The following is a 20,612-nucleotide window of genomic DNA, read 5'->3' as shown; positions in this document are numbered from 1 at the left end:
CCGGCGGGTTCAACAGCTCTGGAGAACTTCGAGCATGAACCGCAAGACTTTGGTGCTGCCGGCCGTCATCGGCCTGCTGGCCCCCGTGCTCGTCGCGTGCGGCGGGTCCGACGGCGGAGACGCGGGCGGCGATGCGATCAAGGTGGGCACCACGGACCGGTTCATCGCCTCCGGGAAGGTACCCGCGCCGTTCGACCCGGCGTACGCCTACGACACCGGATCCTGGAACGTACTGCGCCAGACCGTGCAGACGCTCATGGCGATGCCGCGCAGCGGCAGCGGCGAGCCCGTGCCCGAGGCCGCCCAGAGCTGCATATTCTCCGACAGCGGCAGCGAGCGCTACGCCTGCAAGCTGCGCAAGGACCTCAAGTTCGCCGACGGCAAGCCGATCACCGCGGCCGATGTGAAGTACTCCATCGACCGTGTCCGCAACATCAAGAGCGACAGCGGCTCCTACGGTCTGCTCTCCTCGATCGACACCATCGAGACCCAGGGCGACCGGGGCGTCATCTTCCACCTCAAGTCCCCGGACGCCACGTTCCCGTACAAGCTGGCCACACCCTCCGCCGGCATCGTCGACCCCGACGAGTACCCGAAGAACAAGCTGCGCAACGGTTTCAAGGTGAACGGCTCCGGGCCCTACACCCTGAAGGCGACCGTCAAGGACGACGCCGTCGTCAAGACCGTCTTCACCAAGAACCCCCACTACAAGGGGCAGTTGAAGCCGAAGAACGACAAGGTGGAGCTGGACTCCTTCACCGGCGCCGACGCCATGGGCAAGGCGCTGGAGAAGGGCGACATCGACATGATGACGCGCACCATGTCGCCGGAGCAGATCAAGAAGTACTCGAACAGCGCGCCCAAGAACATCAACCTGGTCGAGATGCCCGGCATGGAGATCCGCTACCTCGGCTTCGACACCAAGGCGACCACCGTCCGGGACAAGGCCGTCCGACAGGCCATGGCGCAGCTCGTCGACCGCGGCGAACTCGCGTCCGAGGTGTACGGCACCGGCGCCGAGCCGCTCTACTCGCTCGTGCCCAGCGGCATCACGGGCCACCAGAACTCGTTCTTCAACAAGTACGGCGACCCCAGCAGGTCCAAGGCCGCATCGATCCTGCAGCAGGCGGGCATCCGCACGCCCATCAAGCTCACCCTGCACTACACGAGCGACCACTACGGATCGGGCACGAAGACCGAGTTCGAGCTCCTCCAGAAGCAGCTGAACACCAGCGGCCTCTTCGACGTCGACATCAAGGGCGACGTCTGGGACACCTACCGCGACGCCCAGCTCAAGGGGAAGTACGACGTCTACGGCCTCGGCTGGTTCCCCGACTTCCCGGACGCCGACAACTTCCTCGCCCCGTTCCTCGACGAGGACAACTTCCTGGCGTCCCCGTACACCAACAGCCAGATCCGCGGTGACCTGATCCCGGCCGAGCGCCGCGAGGCCGACCGGCTCACCGCGTCCAAGCCCATCCAGCAGATCCAGAACCTCGTCGCCGACGACGTACCGGTTCTCCCGCTGTGGCAGGGCAAGCAGTACGTCGCCGCCCGCGACGACATCACCGGGGTGGAATGGGCGCTGTCCGCCTCCTCGGTCCTTCAGCTGTGGGAGCTGGGCCGCGGCGTCAGCGGCTGAGCCCACCCCGGGGCCGGTCCACTCGCGGGCCGGCCCCAGCCCGTCCGCTCGACCGACGACAAGGCACGTACGTGAGAATGCGCAACCAGTGGCTGGTCATGCCCCTCGGCGCGGGACTCGCCGCGGCACTCCTGACCGGCTGTGGCTCAGACGACAGCGACTCCTCCGACAGCGGCGAGGCCGTGGTCATGGGAATGTCCGACGACATCCAGGCCACCGACCCGGCCTCCGGCTACGATCCCGGCTCGTGGCTGCTGTTCAACAACGTCTTCCAGTCGCTGCTCAGCTTCCCCAACGGTGGCACCGAGCCGCAGCCGGAAGCCGCCAAGGAGTGCCACTTCAGCGACAGCGCCACCAAGGTCTACACGTGCACGCTGCGCTCCGGCCTGAAGTTCAGCAACGGGCACGCGCTCACCTCGAAGGACGTCAAGTTCTCCTTCGACCGCATGATGAGGATCAACGACGAGGCCGGCCCCGCGATCATGTTCCCGATGCTGGACAAGGTCGAGACCCCGGACGCCAAGACCGTCACCTTCAAGCTGAAGTCCGCCGACGCGACCTTCCCCAGCAAGATCGCCTCGGGCGCCGGGTCGATCGTCGACCACACCGCGTACCCCGCGGACAAGCTGCGCAACGACGGCAAGGCCGTCGGCTCGGGCCCCTACAAGCTCGACTCCTTCGGCAAGAAGCAGGCCGGCTTCTCGGTCAATTCCAAGTACCAGGGCACCGCCAAGGTCAAGAACCACGGCGTCACCATGAAGTTCTTCCACGGTGACCAGGCAGGCCTGAAGAAGTCGCTGCTCGCCGGGAACCTCGACCTCGCCTACCGCGGCCTCGCCGCCAAGGACGTCGCCGACATCGAGAAGTCCGGCGCCAAGAACATGGACGTCATCGAGGGCACCAGCGCCGAGGTCCAGCACCTCGTCTTCAACATGGACGATCCGGTCGTCGGCAAGATCGGCGTCCGCAAGGCGATGGCCCACCTCATCGACCGCGACGCCCTCATCGACGACGTGTACGACCAGACCGCCACCTCGCTGTACTCGATCATCCCGGCGGGCATCACCGGCCACAACACCGCCTTCTTCGACAAGTACGGGCCCCGCCCCTCGAAGAGCAGGGCGGCCGCCGCACTGCGCGCCGACGGCATCAACACACCGGTCAAGCTCACCCTCTGGTCCACACCCGCGCGCTACGGCCCCGCCACCGACGCCGAGTTGAAGACCATCGCCAAGCAGCTCAACGCGAGCGGCCTGTTCGACGCCGACGTGAAGTCCGTCGAATTCGCCCAGTACGAGCGCGACATCAAGTCCGGCAAGTACGGCGTCTACGTCAAGGGCTGGGTGCCCGACTACCCGGACCCGGACAACTTCACCCAGCCGTTCTTCGGCAAGGGCAACGTCCTCGACAACCGCTACGACAACAGCGCCATCACCGGCCGGATCATCCCCGAGACCGGCGCCCAGAGCGACCGCTCAGGAACGGCCCCGCGCTACGAGCAGCTGCAGAACATCGTCGCCGACGAACTGCCCATCCTGCCGGTCTGGCAGGCCAAGCAGTACGCCGTCGCCAACTCCGACGTCTACGGCCTGGAGAACTGCCTCGACGCGTCGACCGTCTTCCGGTTCTGGGAGATCAGCAAGGGCTGACACCCGCCGCCCGCGGGCCCGCGGGCGGCTGTCACTGCGCGCCGGGACGGACCAGTCCGCTCTCGTACGCGTACACAGCCGCCTGCACCCGGTCGCGCAGGCCGAGCTTCGTCAGCACATGGCCGACATGCGTCTTCACCGTCGTCTCGCTCACGAAGAGGTCGGCGGCGATCTCGGCGTTCGACAGGCCGCGCGCGACCAGCTTCAACACCTCCACCTCCCGCTCCGTGAGCGTGTGCAGCGTGTCCGGGACCGGCTCGTCCCCGGACGGGAGATGGTCCGCGTACTTGTCCAGCAGACGGCGTGTGATGCTCGGCGCCAGCATCGCCTCGCCGGCCGCCACCACACGGATCGCCTGCACCAGCTCGCCCGCGGGCGCGTCCTTCAGCAGGAAGCCACTGGCCCCCGCCTTCAACGCCTCCACCACGTACTCGTCGAGATCGAACGTCGTCAGCACCAGGACCTTCGCCGGGCCGTCCTTGCCGGGGCCCGAGATCTGCCGGGTCGCCTCCACGCCGTCCATCCGCGGCATCCGGATGTCCATCAGGACCACATCGGGCTGCAGAGCACGCACCTGGTCGAGCGCCTGCAGACCGTCCCCGGCCTCGCCGACCACCGCGATGTCCTGCTCGGCCTCCAGGATCATGCGAAAGCCCGTACGCAACAGCGGCTGGTCGTCGACCAGTAGGACGCGGATGGCCACGAAACTCTCCTTTGATCCTTCGATAGACCCGGCGGCCCATTCTGCCCTGCTATGCCTGCGGGACGTCCTCCACCCCGGCCCGAGCGGCCGAGACGATCTGCAGCGGGTACGGCGGGGGAGTGCCGCCGAACTCCGGGCACACCGCCTGGTGATCGCACCAGCCGCACAGCTTCGTGGGCCTCGGCCGCCACTCACCCGTCTCCGTCGCCTGCTGGATCGCCTCCCACAACGCGAGCAGCTTGCGCTCCACCCGCTCCAGATCCGCGACCACCGGGTCGTACGTCACCACGTCCCCACTGCCCAGATACACGAGCTGAAGGCGGCGCGGCACGACCCCCTTCAGGCGCCACACCACCAGCGCGTAGAACTTCATCTGGAACAGCGCGCCCTCCGCGTACTGGGGACGCGGCGCCTTGCCCGTCTTGTAGTCGACGATGCGCACCTCGCCCGTCGGCGCCACGTCCACCCGGTCGATGATCCCGCGCAGCTTCAGGCCCGACTCCAGCTCGGCCTGCACGAAGAGCTCCCGCTCGACCGGTTCGAGACGCGTCGGATCCTCCAGCGTGAACCACCGCTCCACGAGGCGCTCCACATCGCCGAGCCAGCGCGCCATCCGCTCGCCCGCCGCCTCCTCGCCCTCGCCGGCATCGGCGAACAGCTCGGCCAGCTCCGGCTTCGACTCCCGCAGCCGCTCCCACTGGCCGGGGATCAGCGCCGCGGCCCGCGGCACCGTCCGCTCGTCCGCGGGCGCGTCGAAGAGTCTCTCCAGCACGGCATGGACCAGCGTGCCCCGCGTCGCCGCCTCGCTCGGCTTCTCCGGCAGCTTGTCGATCACCCGGAACCGGTACAGCAGCGGGCACTGCATGAAATCGCTCGCGCGCGACGGCGAGAGCGACCCCGGCGGGGCGGCCACGGCCCGCGCGGTGGCCTGATCGGTGCTGGTCTCCATGCGTCACGACGATACGGGCCCGCACTGACACTCAGGCACCTGCACGCGGACCGCGTCTTGCGTAGCGTGGCGCGGGGGAGTCGACGGGGGCCCGCCGACACTGTCCGCATACCATCGACGCCAGAACGTCCCGCCGGGCGGCGGGAAACGCTTCGAACGAGGGGACCGAGGGATCACCGTGGACGAGAGCGGCCAGCCGCAGCCCGGCACCGGCGAGGCGACGTCGCCCCGGCATCCGGCCGCGGTCGAGCCGGATGCGACCGAAGCCCGCGCAACCCGCGAGGCCCAGGACCCGGGCGAGCCGGAACCGCCGCGGGACCGGAGGGAGCGCGAGGCCGGCACGGAGCCGCGGAACGCCGCCACCGAGCAGCCGGACAGCACGCCGGCGCAGCAGCCGACGGGCACGGAGCCGGCGGGCACGGAGTTGGCGGGCACGGGATCGGTGGGCACGGAGCCGGCGGGCACGGGATCGGCGGGCACGGGATCGGCAGGCACGGGATCGGCGGGCACGGAGCCGCGGGACGCCGCCACCGAGCAGCCGGACAGCACGCCGGCGCAGCAGCCGACCGCCACGGGACCGGCGGGCACGGAGCCGCGGGACGCCGCCACCGAGCAGCCGGACAGCACGCCGGCGCAGCAGCCGACCGCCACGGGACCGGCGGGCACGGGATCGGTGGGCACGGAGTCGGCGGGCACGGGATCGGTGGGCACGGAGTCGGCAGGCACGGGATCGGCGGGCACGGAACCGGCAGGCACGGGATCGGTGGGCACGGAGTCGGCGGGCACGGGATCGGCGGGCACGGAACCGGCAGGCACGGAACAGACGGGCACGGGATCGGCGGGCACGGAACGGTCCGCCGCGGAACCGGCCGGCACCGCGCCGGACAGCACGGCACCGCAGCAGACCCCCGACACCCCGCAGGCCAACTCCACCCCAGCCGCGGACCCCACCCCCAAGCCCCAGGACGCGCCGCCCGCGCACCCTTACGACCAGCACCCCGAGCGCGCCGCCGCCACCTCCGGCAACCGCAAGGGCGCCATCAAGGGCCCCACCAAGCGCCCCGAACCGCGTGGCGGACTGCTCATGGGCCGCCCCTTCGGCGTCCCGGTGTACGTCGCCCCCAGCTGGTTCCTCGTAGCCGCACTGATCACCTGGGTGTTCGGCGGCCAGCTCGACCGCGTGCTGCCCGAGCTCGGCGCCGCCCGCTACCTCGTCTCCCTCTTCTTCGCGGTCGCCTTCTACGCCTCCGTACTCATCCACGAACTCGCCCACGTCGTCGCCGCCCTGCGCTTCAAGCTCCCGGTCCGCCGCATCCAGCTGCAGTTCTTCGGCGGCGTATCGGAGATCGAGAAGGAGTCCGAGACCCCCGGCCGCGAGTTCGTGCTCGCCTTCGTGGGCCCCCTGCTCTCCCTCGTCCTCTCCGGCGTCTTCTACGGAGCGATGCGGGCCGTCGAACCCGGCACCGTCCCCGGCGTGCTCCTCGCGGGCCTGATGATCTCCAACCTGATCGTCGCCGCGTTCAACCTCCTGCCGGGACTGCCCCTCGACGGCGGCCGCATGCTCCGCGCCATCGTCTGGAAGCTCACCGGCAAGCCCATGAGCGGCACCATCGCCGCCGCCTGGGTCGGCCGCGCCCTCGCCGTCACCGTCCTCATCGGCCTGCCGCTGCTCACCCAGTCCGGCGCCCTCGGCGAAGGCGCCGAAGAGACCGGCGGCATGAACACGCTCATGGACGCGCTGCTCGCCGCCATCCTCGCCGCGATCATCTGGACCGGCGCGGGCAACAGCCTGCGCATGGCACGGCTGCGCGAACACCTCCCCGACCTGCGCGCCCGCACCCTCACCCGCCGCGCGGTCCCCGTCGAAGCCGAAACCCCGCTCTCCGAAGCCCTGCGCCGCGCCAACGAGGCCGGCGCCCGCGCCCTCGTCGTCGTCGACGCCGACGGCGACCCCCACTCCCTCGTCCGCGAGGCCGCCATCGTCGGCATCCCCGAACACCGCCGTCCCTGGGTCCCCGTCAGCGGCCTCGCACAGGACCTCACCGACGGCATGCGCGTCTCCGCCGAACTCGCCGGCGAGGAACTCCTCGACACCCTCCGCGAGACCCCCGCCACCGAATACCTCGTGGTCGAGGAGAACGGCGCCATCTACGGAGTCCTCTCCGCGGCCGACGTGGAGCGCGCCTTCGTCAAGGCCATGGCCCGCCCGTCGTAGAAAGCGGGCACAGAAACCGTGTGGTCGGCGTCCCCCGCCAGGCCCGGTAGGGTGTTCACATGTCCGAACCGACCGGTGCCGCCCGCAGGCGCGGGCCTTTCACGGTCGGGGACCAGGTACAGCTGACCGACCCCAAGGGCCGCCACTACACGTTCACGCTCGAAGAGGGAAAGAACTTCCACACCCACAAGGGTTCCTTCCCGCACGACGAGCTGATCGGCGCACCCGAGGGCAGCGTTGTCCGCACCACCGGAAACGTCGCCTACCTCGCGCTGCGCCCCCTGCTCCCCGACTACGTCCTGTCCATGCCCCGCGGCGCCGCCGTGGTCTACCCCAAGGACGCGGGGCAGATCCTCGCCTTCGCCGACATCTTCCCCGGCGCCCGCGTCGTGGAAGCGGGCGTGGGCTCCGGATCGCTCAGCAGCTTCCTGCTGCGCGCCATCGGCGACCAAGGCATGCTGCACTCCTACGAGCGCCGCGAGGACTTCGCCGAGATCGCCAAGGGCAACGTCGAGCGCTACTTCGGCGGCCCGCACCCCGCCTGGCAGCTCACCGTCGGCGACCTCCAGGACAACCTGTCCGACGGTGACGTCGACCGCGTCATCCTCGACATGCTCGCCCCCTGGGAGTGCCTGGACGTCGTCAAGAAGGCGCTCGTCCCCGGCGGCATCCTGTGCTGCTACGTGGCCACCACCACGCAGCTCGCCCGCACCGTCGAGTCCATCCGCGAGATCGGCTGCTTCAACGAGCCGACCTCCTGGGAGTCGATGATCCGCAACTGGCACGTGGAGGGCCTCGCCGTCCGCCCCGACCACCGGATGATCGGCCACACCGGCTTCCTGCTCACCGCCCGCCGCCTCGCGGACGGCGTCGAGCCGCCCATGCGCCGCCGCCGCCCCGCCAAGGGCGCCTACGGCGAGGACTACGACGGCCCGAACGCCGACGGCGGCAACCGCGGCCGCTGAGCCACCGCACAACACTTCGGCGCCGCCGTGGAGTTCCCTCTCAGCTACGGGAACTCCACGGCGGCGCTTGTTCGTTGGCGAAGCGGCAGCACCAGGACCAGATATCACCTGAGAAAGAACGGACCCCGCCGTTCCCGCGCACTGTGACGTATGGCACGATGCTGGCCACCCCCACCGGCACAGCCCTCACAGGAGACGCTCCTCGTGCAGCAATCCGCCGTCCCGGAACTGGCGCACACCACCACACGACCCATCCACTGGCTGGCCACCGCGGCCGCCCTCGCCGCGGTCGTCGCGGTCTCCGGCTTCCTCAAGCCCGACTCCGCCACCGCGGCCCAGGCCGCCCACAAGGCACCCGCGGGCAGACCCGCGGCCGTCGCCCCGCCCGACCCCGCCGCCGTCCACTTCCCGCTCGACTGCGGGCCCGTGAAGACCGCCGTCGTCAAGAAGGCCGCCGGAGACCTCGACGGCGACGGACGCCCGGAGACCGTCGCCGTCGTCCGCTGCGACGCCGGCGTCGGCACGCCGCCCAGCGGCATCTACGTCCTGACCAAGCCCGCGGGCGCGGCGCCGCGCGTCGTCGCCACACTCGTCACACCCAAGGACAACTACTCGGCGACCACGCTCGCCATACAGGACGGCTCCGTCCTCGCCAGCCTGGACGGCTACTCATCGGACTCCGTGCCCCGATACCGCCCGGACGTCCACGAGAAGGCCAAGTGGCAGTGGAAGGACGGGGCGTTCGTCCGCTCCACGCCCTCCGAGGCCCGCGCCACCTGACACCGCGCGCAACGGGCCCCGTCCGCCGGAATTCCGGCGGACGGGGCCCGTTCGCACACCCCGGGCTACCGCGCGTTCACCCCGCGTCCGGCCCGTGCACCTCGACCCTGTCCGAAACCCGCCGGACATGGATGCAGTCGCCCGGACACTCCTTCGCCGACGCCACCACATCCGTGAGAAGCGGAAGCGGCACGGGCGTTGACGCACCCACGTCCTGCAACAGCTCGTCGTCCGCGCTCTTCACATACGCGAGACCATCGATGTCCAGCTCGAAGACCTCGGGAGCATACTGCGCGCAGATCCCGTCCCCGGTGCACAGATCCTGGTCGATCCACACCTCCAGCGGAACCTGGGTGTCGGTACCGGATCCGGCCTCTTGCCGCACGGTCATGTCTCCTGCCGTTTCCTGCGTCGCGGCCCCCGAGAACGTCCTTCATAGGAGCAAGTCGGGCCAAGCCTGACGGGTGTTGAACGCTTCGACCCTACAACCGGCCGCTTTCCGATGTTGTTGGGTGGGTATTCCCCTGGCGTGAGGGAGAGCGCAAGGGTGAAGATCGGACACACCCCATCGTCTTTTTGATCTAGGGGTTTCAATCGACACCCGCCCAGGTAGGGTCTGGAAGCGTCCAGCTCCCCTTGGAGGAGGTGAGGACCGTGGCAGCCCACGACGACGACATCAACCGCGGCATCCGCCCGGGACGAGGGTCCGACGACCCTGCCGGGCAGGTTGCCTATCTCGAGCAGGAAATCGCCGTCCTGCGGCGCAAGCTCGCCGACTCTCCGCGGCACACGAGGATTCTCGAAGAGCGGATCGTCGAGTTGCAGACCAATCTCGCCGGCGTATCCGCCCAGAACGAGCGGCTCGCCAACACACTCCGTGAGGCCCGCGACCAAATCGTGGCCCTCAAGGAAGAAGTCGACCGGCTCGCACAACCACCGGCAGGCTTCGGAGTCTTCCTCTCGGCGAATGAGGACGGTACCGCCGACATCTTTACCGGCGGCCGCAAACTCCGTGTGAACGTGAGCCCAAGCGTCGAACTCGAAGAGCTTCGGCGCGGCCAGGAACTCATGCTCAACGAAGCGCTCAACGTGGTCGAGGCCATGGAGTTCGAGAGCGTCGGCGACATCGTCACCCTCAAGGAAATCCTCGAGGACGGCGATCGAGCCCTCGTGGTCGGGCACACCGACGAGGAACGGGTGGTACGGCTCGCCGAGCCGTTGCTGGACGTCACCATCCGCCCCGGCGACGCCCTACTGCTCGAACCCCGATCCGGCTATGTCTACGAAGTCGTACCGAAGAGCGAAGTAGAGGAACTCGTCCTCGAAGAGGTCCCGGACATCGGCTACGAGCAGATCGGCGGCCTGGGCAACCAGATCGAAATGATCCGCGACGCGGTCGAGCTCCCCTACCTCTACCCGGACCTCTACAGGGAGCACGAACTGCGGCCGCCCAAGGGCGTCCTGCTGTACGGGCCCCCCGGATGCGGTAAGACCCTGATCGCCAAGGCAGTCGCCAACTCCCTCGCCAAGAAGGTCGCGGAAGTGACCGGACTCGGCCAGGGCAAGAGCTTCTTCCTCAACATCAAGGGACCCGAACTTCTCAACAAGTACGTCGGCGAGACCGAGCGGCAGATCCGCCTCGTCTTCCAGCGTGCCCGCGAGAAGGCCAGCGAGGGCACCCCCGTCATCGTCTTCTTCGACGAGATGGAATCCCTCTTCCGCACCCGTGGCTCCGGGGTCAGCTCGGACGTGGAGAACACCATCGTCCCGCAGCTGCTCGCCGAGATCGACGGCGTCGAAGGCCTGCAGAACGTGGTCGTGATCGGCGCCTCCAACCGCGAGGACATGATCGACCCGGCCATCCTGCGGCCCGGACGACTCGACGTGAAGATCAAGATCGAGCGCCCGGACGCCGAAGCGGCCAAGGACATCTTCGGCAAGTACCTCACCCAACGCCTCCCGCTGCACACCGACGACCTCGGAGAGCACAGCAGCGACCGGGCAGCCACCGTCCACGCCATGATCCAGACCGCCGTCGAGCAGATGTACGCCGAATCCGAGGAAAACCGCTTCCTCGAAGTGACGTACGCAAACGGCGACAAGGAAGTCCTCTACTTCAAGGACTTCAACTCCGGCGCAATGATCGAAAACATCGTCGGCCGCGCCAAGAAGATGGCCATCAAGGCCTTCCTCGACCAGAACCAGAAGGGACTCAGGGTCTCCCACCTCCTGCAGGCTTGCATCGACGAGTTCAAGGAGAACGAGGACCTGCCCAACACCACCAACCCGGACGACTGGGCCCGAATCTCCGGCAAGAAGGGCGAGCGGATCGTCTACATCCGCACCCTCGTCACCGGAAAGCAGGGCGCGGACACCGGACGCTCCATCGACACGGTGGCGAACACCGGTCAGTACCTGTAAAAGACAGGGTGGCTGCGGGTGCCCGAAGCGGGTACCCGCAGCCGACTGTTTTGCGGCAGCACTCCGCGGCACACGACAGGAACCGACCACGCGAGCGACCGCTCGAAGCCGGAGCGAATCCAATGACGCAAATGATCTCCCCACCAGCGCAAAGGCGTTCTAGGCTCTTCCATGCCGCCGGGTCGCGCAGTGCGGGGACGGGCACCGCACACGCACCGGAGAACCAGCGGTACTTGAGCGACGCCCCCGACCGAGGGCGCTGCCGGGCAAGGAGGGCCGCATGACCGTACGGCGAGTAATGGGCATCGAGACGGAATACGGGATCTCGGTCCCCGGCCACCCCAACGCCAATGCCATGCTCACCTCGTCCCAGATCGTCAATGCCTACGCCGCGGCGATGCACCGGGCCCGCAGGGCCCGCTGGGACTTCGAGGAAGAGAACCCGCTGCGCGACGCGCGAGGCTTCGACCTCGCACGCGAGTCCGCCGACTCCAGCCAGCTCACCGACGAGGACATCGGCCTGGCCAACGTCATCCTCACCAACGGAGCGCGCCTCTACGTAGACCACGCACACCCCGAATACAGCGCCCCGGAGGTCACCAACCCCCGCGACGCCGTGCTCTGGGACAAGGCCGGCGAGCGCATCATGGCCGAGGCCGCCGAGCGGGCGGCCCAGCTGCCCGGCGCCCAGCCCATCCACCTCTACAAGAACAACACCGACAACAAGGGCGCCTCCTACGGGACGCACGAGAACTACCTGATGAAGCGGGAGACCCCCTTCTCGGACATCGTGCGCCACCTGACCCCGTTCTTCGTCTCACGCCCGGTCGTGACGGGGGCCGGCCGCGTGGGCATCGGCCAGGACGGCCACGAGCACGGCTTCCAGCTGAGCCAGCGCGCGGACTACTTCGAGGTCGAGGTGGGCCTCGAGACCACGCTCAAGCGGCCCATCATCAACACGCGCGACGAGCCCCACGCGGACGCGGAGAAGTACCGCCGCCTGCACGTGATCATCGGTGACGCGAATCTGTCGGAGATCTCGACCTACCTCAAGCTCGGCACGACGTCACTCGTTCTGTCCATGATCGAAGACGGATTCATCGCGGTCGACCTGGCCGTGGACCAGCCCGTCCGCACCCTCCACCAGGTCTCCCACGACTCGTCCCTCCAACAGCTGATCACGCTCCGTAGCGGCCGCACACTCACCGCGGTCCAACTCCAGATGGAGTACTTCGAGCTCGCCAGGAAGTACGTGGAAGAGCGCTTCGGCGCCGACGCGGACGACCAGACCAAGGACGTCCTGGCCCGCTGGGAGGACGTACTGGGGCGCCTGGAGTCGGACCCCATGAGCCTGTCCGGCGAACTCGACTGGGTCACCAAGCTCGAACTCATGCAGGGCTACCGGCGCCGCGACAACCTCGAATGGGACGCCGCCAAGCTGCACCTGCTCGACCTCCAGTACGCCGACGTACGCCCCGACAAGGGCCTCTACAACCGCCTGGAGGCGCGCGGCAAGATGAAGCGCCTCCTGGACGAGACCGAGGTCGAGAACGCCCGTACGAAGCCTCCGGAGGACACCCGCGCGTACTTCCGCGGACGCTGCCTCGAGCAGTACGCGGACGACGTCGCGGCGGCCTCCTGGGACTCGGTCATCTTCGACCTCCCCGGCCGGGACTCGCTCCAGCGCGTCCCGACCCTCGAACCCCTTCGCGGAACGCGGAACCACGTGAAGGAACTGCTGGACAGGTGCCGCACGGCCGAGGACCTGGTCCGGGTGCTGTCCGGCCAGTGACCCCCGCCCGATCCGCCGATGATCAATCACCGATCCGGGGCTGAAAAGTCGGCGGCAGGGGAATCACAGAGGTGGGCCCCGTACGTTGCACAAAGTGCGGGGCCGATGTCAGAGCCGACGCGTAGGGTTCTGATCACGAACGACCTGAGCGAACCACGTCGTCCACGGCGTGGATGTCGAACCGAGCGGGGTGAGCTGGACATGGCAACCAAGGACACCGGCGGCGGACAGCAGAAGGCGACGCGCTCCACTGAGGAGGTCGAGGAGCAGGAGGTCGACGAGCAGTCGACCGAGGACCTCAAGGAGCGCCAGGAGAAGCTGAGCGACGATGTCGACTCGGTTCTGGACGAGATTGACGACGTCCTCGAGGAGAACGCAGAGGACTTCGTTCGGTCATTTGTACAAAAGGGCGGACAATAACGGTCACGTCCGGCCCCGGCGGGATGGTCGAGAGGTGCGGTGCCGGGACTGTGTTGCGGAATACAGCGCAGCGCATTACCGGCGCCGCCGCGACGAGATGATCGCCTCGCAGATGGGTGTCTGCGTGATCTGCCTGAATGCTCCCGCAGTACATGTGGATCACTGCCACGAGACGGGTAGGGTCCGTGGCGTACTGTGCTTCAACTGCAATTCGGCCATCGGCAAGTTGGGAGACGATCCCGACACCGTCCGTCGGGCCACTGCCTACTTGGAAGGAAACGCGTGGAAGCCAATCCTCGTAGCACCGGGCGTCTACCGGCTGCCTTCCTGACGCCTGGATCGTCGTCGTTCATGGACTTCCTGTCCGAGCATCAGCCCGAAATCCTGCCGGGCAACCGGCAGTTGCCGCCGACGCAGGGTGTCATCGAGGCCCCGCACGGCACGACCATCGTGTCCGTCTCGTTCCCCGGCGGCGTGGTGCTGGCCGGTGACCGGCGGGCCACGATGGGGAATGTGATCGCGCAGCGCGACATCGAGAAGGTCTTCCCGGCGGACGAGTACTCGGCCGTCGGTATCGCCGGCACCGCGGGTCTGGCCGTCGAGATGGTGAAGCTCTTCCAGTTGGAGCTGGAGCACTTCGAGAAGGTCGAGGGTGCGCAGCTGTCGTTGGAGGGCAAGGCGAACCGGTTGTCGACCATGATCCGGTCGAATCTGGGGATGGCCATGCAGGGTCTGGCCGTCGTGCCGCTCTTCGCCGGGTACGACGTGGATCGTGAGAAGGGGCGGATCTTCTCGTACGACGTCACGGGCGGCCGCAGCGAGGAGCATGGTTTCGCGGCGACCGGTTCCGGTTCGGTGTTCGCGCGTGGGGCGATGAAGAAGCTCTACCGCGAGGATCTGTCGGAGGCGGAGGCGACGACGCTGGTTGTGCAGGCGCTGTACGACGCGGCGGACGACGACTCGGCGACGGGTGGCCCGGACATGGCGCGGCGGATCTTCCCGATCGTCACCGTGATCACGGATGACGGGTTCCGTCGGTTGTCGGACGACGAGTCCTCGGAGATCGCCCGCTCGATCCTGGAGCGGCGTCTGGAGCAGCCGGACGGTCCGCGGGCCGCTCTGCTCTAGCCGGCCGATTCCCTCTTGGTTGCCTACTCATCGAGCCACTGACAGAAAGGGACGGATAGCCGGTGTCGACGCCGTTCTATGTCTCACCCCAGCAGGCGATGGCCGACCGCGCGGAGTACGCGCGCAAGGGCATTGCTCGCGGTCGCAGCCTTGTCGTGCTGCAGTACGCCGATGGCATCGTGTTCGTCGGCGAGAACCCGTCCCGTGCTCTGCACAAGTTCAGCGAGATCTATGACCGGATCGGCTTCGCGGCCGCCGGTAAGTACAACGAGTACGAGAACCTTCGGATCGGCGGGGTGCGCTACGCGGATCTGCGGGGTTACACGTACGACCGTGATGATGTGACGGCTCGTGGTCTGGCGAATGTGTACGCGCAGACGCTGGGCACGATCTTCTCCAGTGCGGGGGAGAAGCCGTACGAGGTGGAGTTGGTGGTCGCCGAGGTCGGGCAGTCGGCCGAGGGTGACCAGATCTACCGGCTTCCGCACGACGGGTCGATCGTCGACGAGCACGGCTCGGTGGCGGTCGGTGGCAGTGCGGAGCAGATCAGCAATTATCTGGATCAGCAGCACCGTGAGGGTATGACGCTGTCGGAGGCGTTGAAGCTGGCGGTGACGGCGTTGTCGCGGGACACCAATGGGGGCGAGCGGGACATTCCCGCGGAGCGCCTGGAGGTGGCGGTTCTGGACCGTTCGCGGCCGCAGCAGCGGAAGTTCAAGCGGATCGCGGGGCGGCAGTTGTCGCGGCTGCTCACGGCCGAGGGGGCTGCCGCGACGACGGAGGCCGAGTCGGACGCGGTGTCCGATGACGACGGCTCTTCTTCGGAGGACTAGTCGTTCGTGTTGCTCGTGTGCCCCGGCCGGTTGCCGAACCGGCCGGGGCACACGTGTGTCAGGAGCGGGGTGCGGCCGGTCCCGTGGAGCCGCGCACGATCAACTCGACGGGAAGTGGGGCCGTTTCGGCTTCGCGGTCGTCGAGGACGGCGAGCAGTGCGCGCATGCCGTGTGCGCCGACCTCCTCGGCGGGGAGGCGCACGGTGGTGAGTTCGGGTTCGATGGCGGTGGCGAGGGAGAGGTCGTCGAAGCCGGTGATGGAGAGGTCGTCGGGGACGCGCAGGCCGAGGCGGCGCGCGGCTTTGTAGGCGCCGGCGGCGAGTTTGTCGTCGTCGCAGACGATGGCGGTGGGTTCGGTGAGGCCGGAGGTGCGCAGCGCCGTTTCGGTGGCGGTGATGGCGTCCTCGACGGTGAGTGCGGAGCGGATGGTGCGCACGGTGGTGTCCGGCAACTGTGCGGTGCGGGCGGCGAGTTCGCGGGCGCGGACGTCGAAGGTCCAGGACTGGACGGCGGAGGCGAGGTGCAGGAAGTTCCGGTGGCCGTGGGCGACGAGGTGGTCGGTGATCTGCCGGATGCCGTCGGCGAGGTCGAGGTTGACGGTGGTGGCGCCGGGGCTGCCCGCGGGGTCGCTGTCGAGCATGACGAGGGGGATGGGCGGGGTGTCGTCGCCGCGCAGGGCGGTGAGGGCGTCGGCGGCCATGGAGGAGGCGAGGATGCCGTCGAGGGCGGCGCGGGCGGAGGAGAAGGGGTCGCGGGCGGGGCCGATGCCGTCGGGTGAGGGGTAGAGGACGACGCCGAAGTCGTGTTGGGCCGCGATGCGGGCCGCTCCGGTGTAGACCCCGGCGAAGAACTCGTTGGTGAGTGCGGGGACGACGAGGAGGGCGGTGCGGGTGCGGCCGGTGCGGAGGTTGCGGGCCGCGAGGTTGGGGCGGTAGCCGAGCCGTTCTGCGGCGGCGCGTACGCGTTCGGCGGTGGCCTCGGAGACTCGGCCGCGCCATTTGCCGCCCATGACGAGCGAGACGGCCGCCTGGGAGACGCCGGCCGCGCGGGCGACGTCCCTGCTGGTGGGGCGGGCGGTCGTGGTGCCGTCCGGGCCGCTGGTCACTGGTGCCTCCGTGGGTGTCGTTCAGGGTTCCCGACGTTATCGGGTGGCTCTGTCTGCCGGGCACGTGGTACGTATAACGCCGAGACGTTATACGTAAAACTTCAGGGTGGGGGCGGGGCGATGGCCGCGGGGTATGCGGAGATCCTCAGGACGCGGCACGCGATGCGGTTGCTCACGGGGACCTTGGTGGGCAGGCTGCCGAACGCGACGGCGCCGATCGCCGTCGTGCTCTTCATCCGGGCCGAGGGCGGCTCGTACAGCCTGGCGGGTGCGCTCGCGGCGGTGTACGGGGTGGCGAACGCGATCGGGCAGCCGCTCCTCGGCCGCCTCGTCGACCTGCGGGGGCAGCCGAAGGTGCAGCTGCCGGCGGCGGTCCTGTCGGCGCTGGCGATGACGGTGTTCGCGTTCGTCGGGATGGACTCGCTGCCGTTGGCGTACGCGGCGATGGCCCTGGCCGGACTGTTCACGCCGCCGCTGGAGGGTGGCCTGCGCGCGTTGTGGCCCAGCGTGCTGTCGCGCGAGGGGCAGGTGCACACGGCGTACGCGATGGACGCGATCGCGCAGGAAGTCATGTTCACCGTCGGGCCGTTGCTGGTGACGCTGTGCGTGTCGCTGTGGTCGGCGCAGGTCGCGCTCGTGGTGCTCAACGTGATCGGTGTGCTCGGCGCGCTCTCTGTGGTGCTGTCGAAGCCTTCGCGCGCGTGGCGTTCGGCTCCGCGTGAGGCGCACTGGCTGGGTGCGTTGCGTTCGCCGGGGCTGCTGGTCCTGCTCGTCACCTTCTTGTTCATCGGGACCGCGCTCGGTTCGATCACCGTGGCGGCGATGTCGTACGCGGAGGGGCGGGGCGGTGATGCCGTGTACGGCTGGCTGATGGCCGCGGTCGGGATGGGCGCGTTGGTGGGCGGCAGTGTCTACGGGGCGCGGCAGTGGAGTGGCGCTCCGGAGCGGCGACTTCGGTGGCTGGTGGCTCTGCTCGCGTTGTTCTACGTGCCGTTGGTCCTGATGCCGGGGCCGGTGGCGATGGTGGCTCTGACGGCGGTGGCGGGGGTGTTCCTGGCGCCGTGCATCGCGTGTGCGTTCATCGTCGTGGACCGGCATGCGCCGCTGGGCACGGTGACGGAGGCGTTCTCGTGGCTCGTGACGACGTTCATGGTGGGCTCCAGCGTGGGAACGGCCGTTGCGGGCCCGGTCGTCGAGTGGGCCGGCACGCGGTGGGGGTTCGCCGTTCCGGCCGTCACTGGCGCGCTCGCACTGGTCGTCCTGCTTTCAACGGCTCGGGTCCTGGCGGAGCCGCGCACGTCCGGGCGTGTCGCACGCTGGCTCGGGTCCTGGCGGAGCCGCGCACGTCCGGGCGTGTCGCACGCTCGTCGGAAAATGATCCAAACCGTGCCGTCGAACCCCGTTTCAGCTCGGGGGATCGGGCGTAATGTTCAGTCATGGACCGCCGCATTTTCGGGCTGGAGAACGAGTACGGCGTCACGTGTACGTTCAGGGGACAGCGCCGCCTGTCTCCTGACGAAGTGGCGCGGTACCTCTTCCGCCGTGTCGTGTCATGGGGCCGCAGCAGCAATGTCTTTCTGCGGAACGGCGCCCGCCTTTACCTTGACGTCGGGTCGCATCCGGAATACGCAACTCCCGAGTGCGACAACGTGACCGAGTTGGTCACGCACGACAAGGCGGGCGAGCGCATTCTGGAAGGCCTGCTCGTCGACGCCGAACGCCGCCTGCATGAGGAGGGAATCGCGGGCGACGTATACCTGTTCAAGAACAACACCGACTCGGCGGGTAACTCCTACGGCTGCCATGAGAACTACTTGGTGGCGCGGCACGGGGAGTTCTCGCGGCTCGCGGACATTCTCATCCCCTTCCTGGTCACAAGGCAGTTGCTGTGCGGTGCGGGCAAGGTGCTGCAGACTCCGCGCGGTGCTGTGTACTGCGTGAGCCAGCGTGCCGAGCACATCTGGGAGGGCGTCAGTTCCGCGACGACGCGTTCCCGGCCGATCATCAACACCAGGGACGAGCCGCACGCGGACGCCGAGCGCTATCGCCGTCTGCACGTCATCGTCGGCGACTCGAACATGTCAGAGACGACGATGCTGTTGAAGGTCGGTGCCACCGATCTCGTCCTGCGCATGATCGAGGCGGGCACGGTGATGCGGGACCTGACGCTGGAGAACCCGATCCGGGCGATCCGCGAGGTGAGCCACGACATCACGGGCCGCCGTAAGGTGCGGCTCGCCAGTGGCCGGGAGGCCTCGGCTCTCGAGGTGCAGCGCGAGTACTACGAGAAGGCTGTGGACTTCTGCGAGCGCAGGGGTATCCGCAGCGGCACCGTGGAGCAGGTTCTGGAGCTGTGGGGTCGCACGCTCGACGCGATCGAGTCCGAGGACCTGGACCGGGTGGGCACCGAGATCGACTGGGTCATGAAGTACAAGCTCATCGAGCGTTATCGCGCGAAGCACAACATGACGATGTCGCACCCGAGGGTCGCGCAGATAGACCTCGCGTATCACGACATCCACCGGCAGCGCGGTCTCTACTACCTCCTGGAGAAGAAGGGCCAGGCCGAGCGGATCTGCAACGATCTGAAGATCTTCGAGGGCAAGTCGGTGCCGCCGCAGACCACGCGCGCGCGGTTGCGCGGTGACTTCATTCGCCGTGCACAGGAGCAGCGTCGTGACTTCACGGTCGACTGGGTGCATCTGAAACTGAATGATCAGGCGCAGCGCACGGTGCTGTGCAAGGACCCGTTCCGCAGTGTGGACGATCGGGTGGAGAAGTTGATCGCCGGTATGTGATCGCCGGTATGTGGGCGCACACGCTGAGCAATCCGGCCAGGGGCCTCGTACGAATCATTCGTACGAGGCCCCTGGCTGTCCCCTGGAATGACAGGGGGAGGGCCTAGAGTGGCCGGACCCCATTCGAGCGACTTGAGGACCACTGTGCGACGCCGACTTGCAGCACTACTGATCGTGCCGGCACTGGCGCTGACCGCGACGGCTTGCGGCAGCGACGACGGCAAGAAGGATTCGGCGGACAAGGCCGACTCGTCGTCCTCCTCGCCGAAGGCGGCCGCGGTGCCGAAGGCGGTCGACAAGGCCGACCCGATGCCGGGGGTGTCGGGGGCGTACGGCAAGCAGGCGAAGATCTCGCTGCCGAAGGGTGACCCGAGCGACAAGTTCGTCGTGCACACGGTGTCCCAGGGCGACGGTCCGGCGGTGAAGAAGAACGACCTGGTGTCGATGAACTTCACCGGCAAGGTCTGGAAGGGCGGCAAGGACCTCGGGTCCACGTACGGCTCGCAGGGCGGTGGCGACCAGATGGTGACCGCGGGCGCCGAGGGTCAGCTTCCGGCGTTCTCGCAGGCCGTGCTCGGGCAGAAGGAGGGCAGCCGGGTCCTCGTCGTGGCGCCGCCGGCCGCGGGCTTCGGCAGCCAGGGCAACCAGCAGGTGGGCATCAAGGGCACGGACACGCTCGTCTTCGCCCTGGACGTCGGCAAGGTCATCCCGAAGAAGGCCGAGGGCGAGCAGGCCTCGATCCCGTCGGACCTGCCGCAGATCCAGGCCGACAAGGAGGAGCCGGCGACGATCTCGATCCCGAAGAGCGACCCGCCGAAGGACCTGGTCGACAAGGTCCTGATCCAGGGCAAGGGTGGCGAGGTCAAGAAGGGCCAGACGGTCACCATGCAGTACAGCGGTGCCGCCTGGAAGATCAACGAGGGCAAGAAGAAGGCCGAGCTGTTCGACTCGTCCTGGAAGAGCGGTCAGCCGTTCACGACGCCGATCGGCGCCGGTCAGGTCATCAAGGGCTGGGACAGCGGGCTCGTCGGCAAGCACGTCGGTGACCGGGTGCTCCTGGTGATCCCGCCGGAGCAGGCGTACGGCAAGAAGGCGCAGGGCAAGACGCTGCCGGCCAACTCGACGCTGGTCTTCACGGTCGACATCCTCGCGGCGCACTGAGCCACAGAAGATGGCAGACTGTCCCGGTTCCAGAGCAGTCAACAAGCAGGA

Annotated in this window: 17 protein-coding genes and 1 pseudogene; 14 read left to right on the top strand and 4 right to left on the bottom strand. The window is 68.3% G+C overall.

What is annotated here, in order from left to right; translation table 11 throughout:
- Positions 1 to 34: 34 nt before the first annotated feature.
- Complete coding sequence (locus tag ACFYWS_RS22795) at positions 35 to 1,642, top strand: ABC transporter substrate-binding protein (protein ID WP_389279445.1); 1,608 nt, start codon at positions 35 to 37, stop codon at positions 1,640 to 1,642.
- A 71-nt stretch (positions 1,643 to 1,713) separates the two neighbouring features.
- Positions 1,714 to 3,291 carry an ABC transporter substrate-binding protein gene (locus ACFYWS_RS22790; RefSeq protein ID WP_389279443.1) on the top strand — a complete coding sequence of 526 codons (1,578 nt, stop codon included), beginning with the start codon at positions 1,714 to 1,716 and terminating at the stop codon, positions 3,289 to 3,291.
- Positions 3,292 to 3,322: 31 nt separating this feature from the next.
- Here ACFYWS_RS22790 and ACFYWS_RS22785 read toward each other — a convergent pair whose 3' ends face one another.
- Together ACFYWS_RS22785 and ACFYWS_RS22780 are read right to left on the bottom strand one after the other, a co-directional pair.
- The gene (locus ACFYWS_RS22785; protein ID WP_266721484.1) at positions 3,323 to 3,994 is read right to left on the bottom strand and encodes a response regulator transcription factor; all 672 of its coding nucleotides are present in this window, start codon (positions 3,992 to 3,994) and stop codon (positions 3,323 to 3,325) included.
- 49 nt (positions 3,995 to 4,043) lie between these two features.
- Positions 4,044 to 4,943 (bottom strand): RecB family exonuclease, encoded by a 900-nt coding sequence (locus ACFYWS_RS22780; protein ID WP_389279441.1) that lies wholly within the window; start codon positions 4,941 to 4,943, stop codon positions 4,044 to 4,046.
- 673 nt (positions 4,944 to 5,616) lie between these two features.
- Here ACFYWS_RS22780 and ACFYWS_RS22775 point away from each other — a divergent pair.
- The 3 genes from ACFYWS_RS22775 to ACFYWS_RS22765 all read left to right on the top strand — a co-directional run bounded on the left by ACFYWS_RS22775 (position 5,617) and on the right by ACFYWS_RS22765 (position 8,903).
- A complete protein-coding gene (locus tag ACFYWS_RS22775; RefSeq protein ID WP_389279817.1) occupies positions 5,617 to 7,158 on the top strand; it encodes a site-2 protease family protein in 1,542 nt (513 codons plus the stop codon).
- Between the two features lie 59 nt (positions 7,159 to 7,217).
- On the top strand, positions 7,218 to 8,123 hold the full coding sequence (locus ACFYWS_RS22770; RefSeq protein WP_389279439.1) for a tRNA (adenine-N1)-methyltransferase: 906 nt from the start codon (positions 7,218 to 7,220) through the stop codon (positions 8,121 to 8,123).
- A gap of 204 nt (positions 8,124 to 8,327) precedes the next feature.
- Positions 8,328 to 8,903, top strand: a complete 576-nt coding sequence (locus tag ACFYWS_RS22765; RefSeq protein WP_389279437.1) for a hypothetical protein — start codon at positions 8,328 to 8,330, stop codon at positions 8,901 to 8,903.
- Positions 8,904 to 8,979: 76 nt separating this feature from the next.
- Here the strand turns inward: ACFYWS_RS22765 and ACFYWS_RS22760 are convergent, their stop codons facing one another.
- Positions 8,980 to 9,294 (bottom strand): ferredoxin, encoded by a 315-nt coding sequence (locus ACFYWS_RS22760; RefSeq protein ID WP_389279435.1) that lies wholly within the window; start codon positions 9,292 to 9,294, stop codon positions 8,980 to 8,982.
- A 263-nt stretch (positions 9,295 to 9,557) separates the two neighbouring features.
- Between ACFYWS_RS22760 and arc the strand changes: the two genes are divergently transcribed.
- The 6 genes from arc (at position 9,558) to prcA (ending at position 15,497) form a co-directional block, all read left to right on the top strand.
- Positions 9,558 to 11,324 (top strand): proteasome ATPase, encoded by a 1,767-nt coding sequence (gene arc, locus ACFYWS_RS22755; RefSeq protein WP_389279433.1) that lies wholly within the window; start codon positions 9,558 to 9,560, stop codon positions 11,322 to 11,324.
- Positions 11,325 to 11,604: 280 nt separating this feature from the next.
- A complete protein-coding gene (dop, locus tag ACFYWS_RS22750) occupies positions 11,605 to 13,116 on the top strand; it encodes a depupylase/deamidase Dop (RefSeq protein WP_389279431.1) in 1,512 nt (503 codons plus the stop codon).
- Positions 13,117 to 13,317: 201 nt separating this feature from the next.
- Positions 13,318 to 13,536, top strand: coding sequence for a ubiquitin-like protein Pup (locus tag ACFYWS_RS22745; protein ID WP_306319237.1), 219 nt, complete (start codon positions 13,318 to 13,320; stop codon positions 13,534 to 13,536).
- Positions 13,445 to 13,867, top strand: coding sequence for an endonuclease VII domain-containing protein (locus ACFYWS_RS22740; protein ID WP_389279429.1), 423 nt, complete (start codon positions 13,445 to 13,447; stop codon positions 13,865 to 13,867). The genes ACFYWS_RS22745 and ACFYWS_RS22740 overlap by 92 nt, the downstream gene beginning before the upstream one ends.
- Positions 13,819 to 14,664: a proteasome subunit beta gene (gene prcB, locus ACFYWS_RS22735; RefSeq protein WP_389279427.1), complete on the top strand. Its 846-nt coding sequence runs from the start codon at positions 13,819 to 13,821 to the stop codon at positions 14,662 to 14,664. Before ACFYWS_RS22740 ends, prcB begins: the two co-directional genes overlap by 49 nt.
- 62 nt (positions 14,665 to 14,726) lie before the next feature.
- Positions 14,727 to 15,497 (top strand): proteasome subunit alpha, encoded by a 771-nt coding sequence (gene prcA / locus ACFYWS_RS22730; RefSeq protein ID WP_389279425.1) that lies wholly within the window; start codon positions 14,727 to 14,729, stop codon positions 15,495 to 15,497.
- A gap of 58 nt (positions 15,498 to 15,555) precedes the next feature.
- Here the strand turns inward: prcA and ACFYWS_RS22725 are convergent, their stop codons facing one another.
- Positions 15,556 to 16,602, bottom strand: coding sequence for a LacI family DNA-binding transcriptional regulator (locus tag ACFYWS_RS22725; RefSeq protein ID WP_389279423.1), 1,047 nt, complete (start codon positions 16,600 to 16,602; stop codon positions 15,556 to 15,558).
- A 120-nt stretch (positions 16,603 to 16,722) separates the two neighbouring features.
- Between ACFYWS_RS22725 and ACFYWS_RS22720 the strand changes: the two are divergent.
- From ACFYWS_RS22720 to ACFYWS_RS22710, 3 genes and pseudogenes are all read left to right on the top strand, one after another.
- A pseudogene (locus tag ACFYWS_RS22720) lies at positions 16,723 to 18,029 on the top strand (MFS transporter).
- A gap of 9 nt (positions 18,030 to 18,038) precedes the next feature.
- A complete protein-coding gene (pafA, locus tag ACFYWS_RS22715) occupies positions 18,039 to 19,400 on the top strand; it encodes a Pup--protein ligase (RefSeq protein WP_327664188.1) in 1,362 nt (453 codons plus the stop codon).
- A gap of 144 nt (positions 19,401 to 19,544) precedes the next feature.
- The gene (locus ACFYWS_RS22710; protein WP_389279421.1) at positions 19,545 to 20,561 is read left to right on the top strand and encodes an FKBP-type peptidyl-prolyl cis-trans isomerase; all 1,017 of its coding nucleotides are present in this window, start codon (positions 19,545 to 19,547) and stop codon (positions 20,559 to 20,561) included.
- Positions 20,562 to 20,612 lie beyond the last annotated feature (51 nt).

Source organism: Streptomyces sp. NPDC002795, assembly GCF_042888725.1.
Lineage (GTDB): Bacteria > Actinomycetota > Actinomycetes > Streptomycetales > Streptomycetaceae > Streptomyces.
Note: the sequence above shows the minus strand (reverse complement) of the source record. Positions and strands in the feature narration are given on the sequence as shown.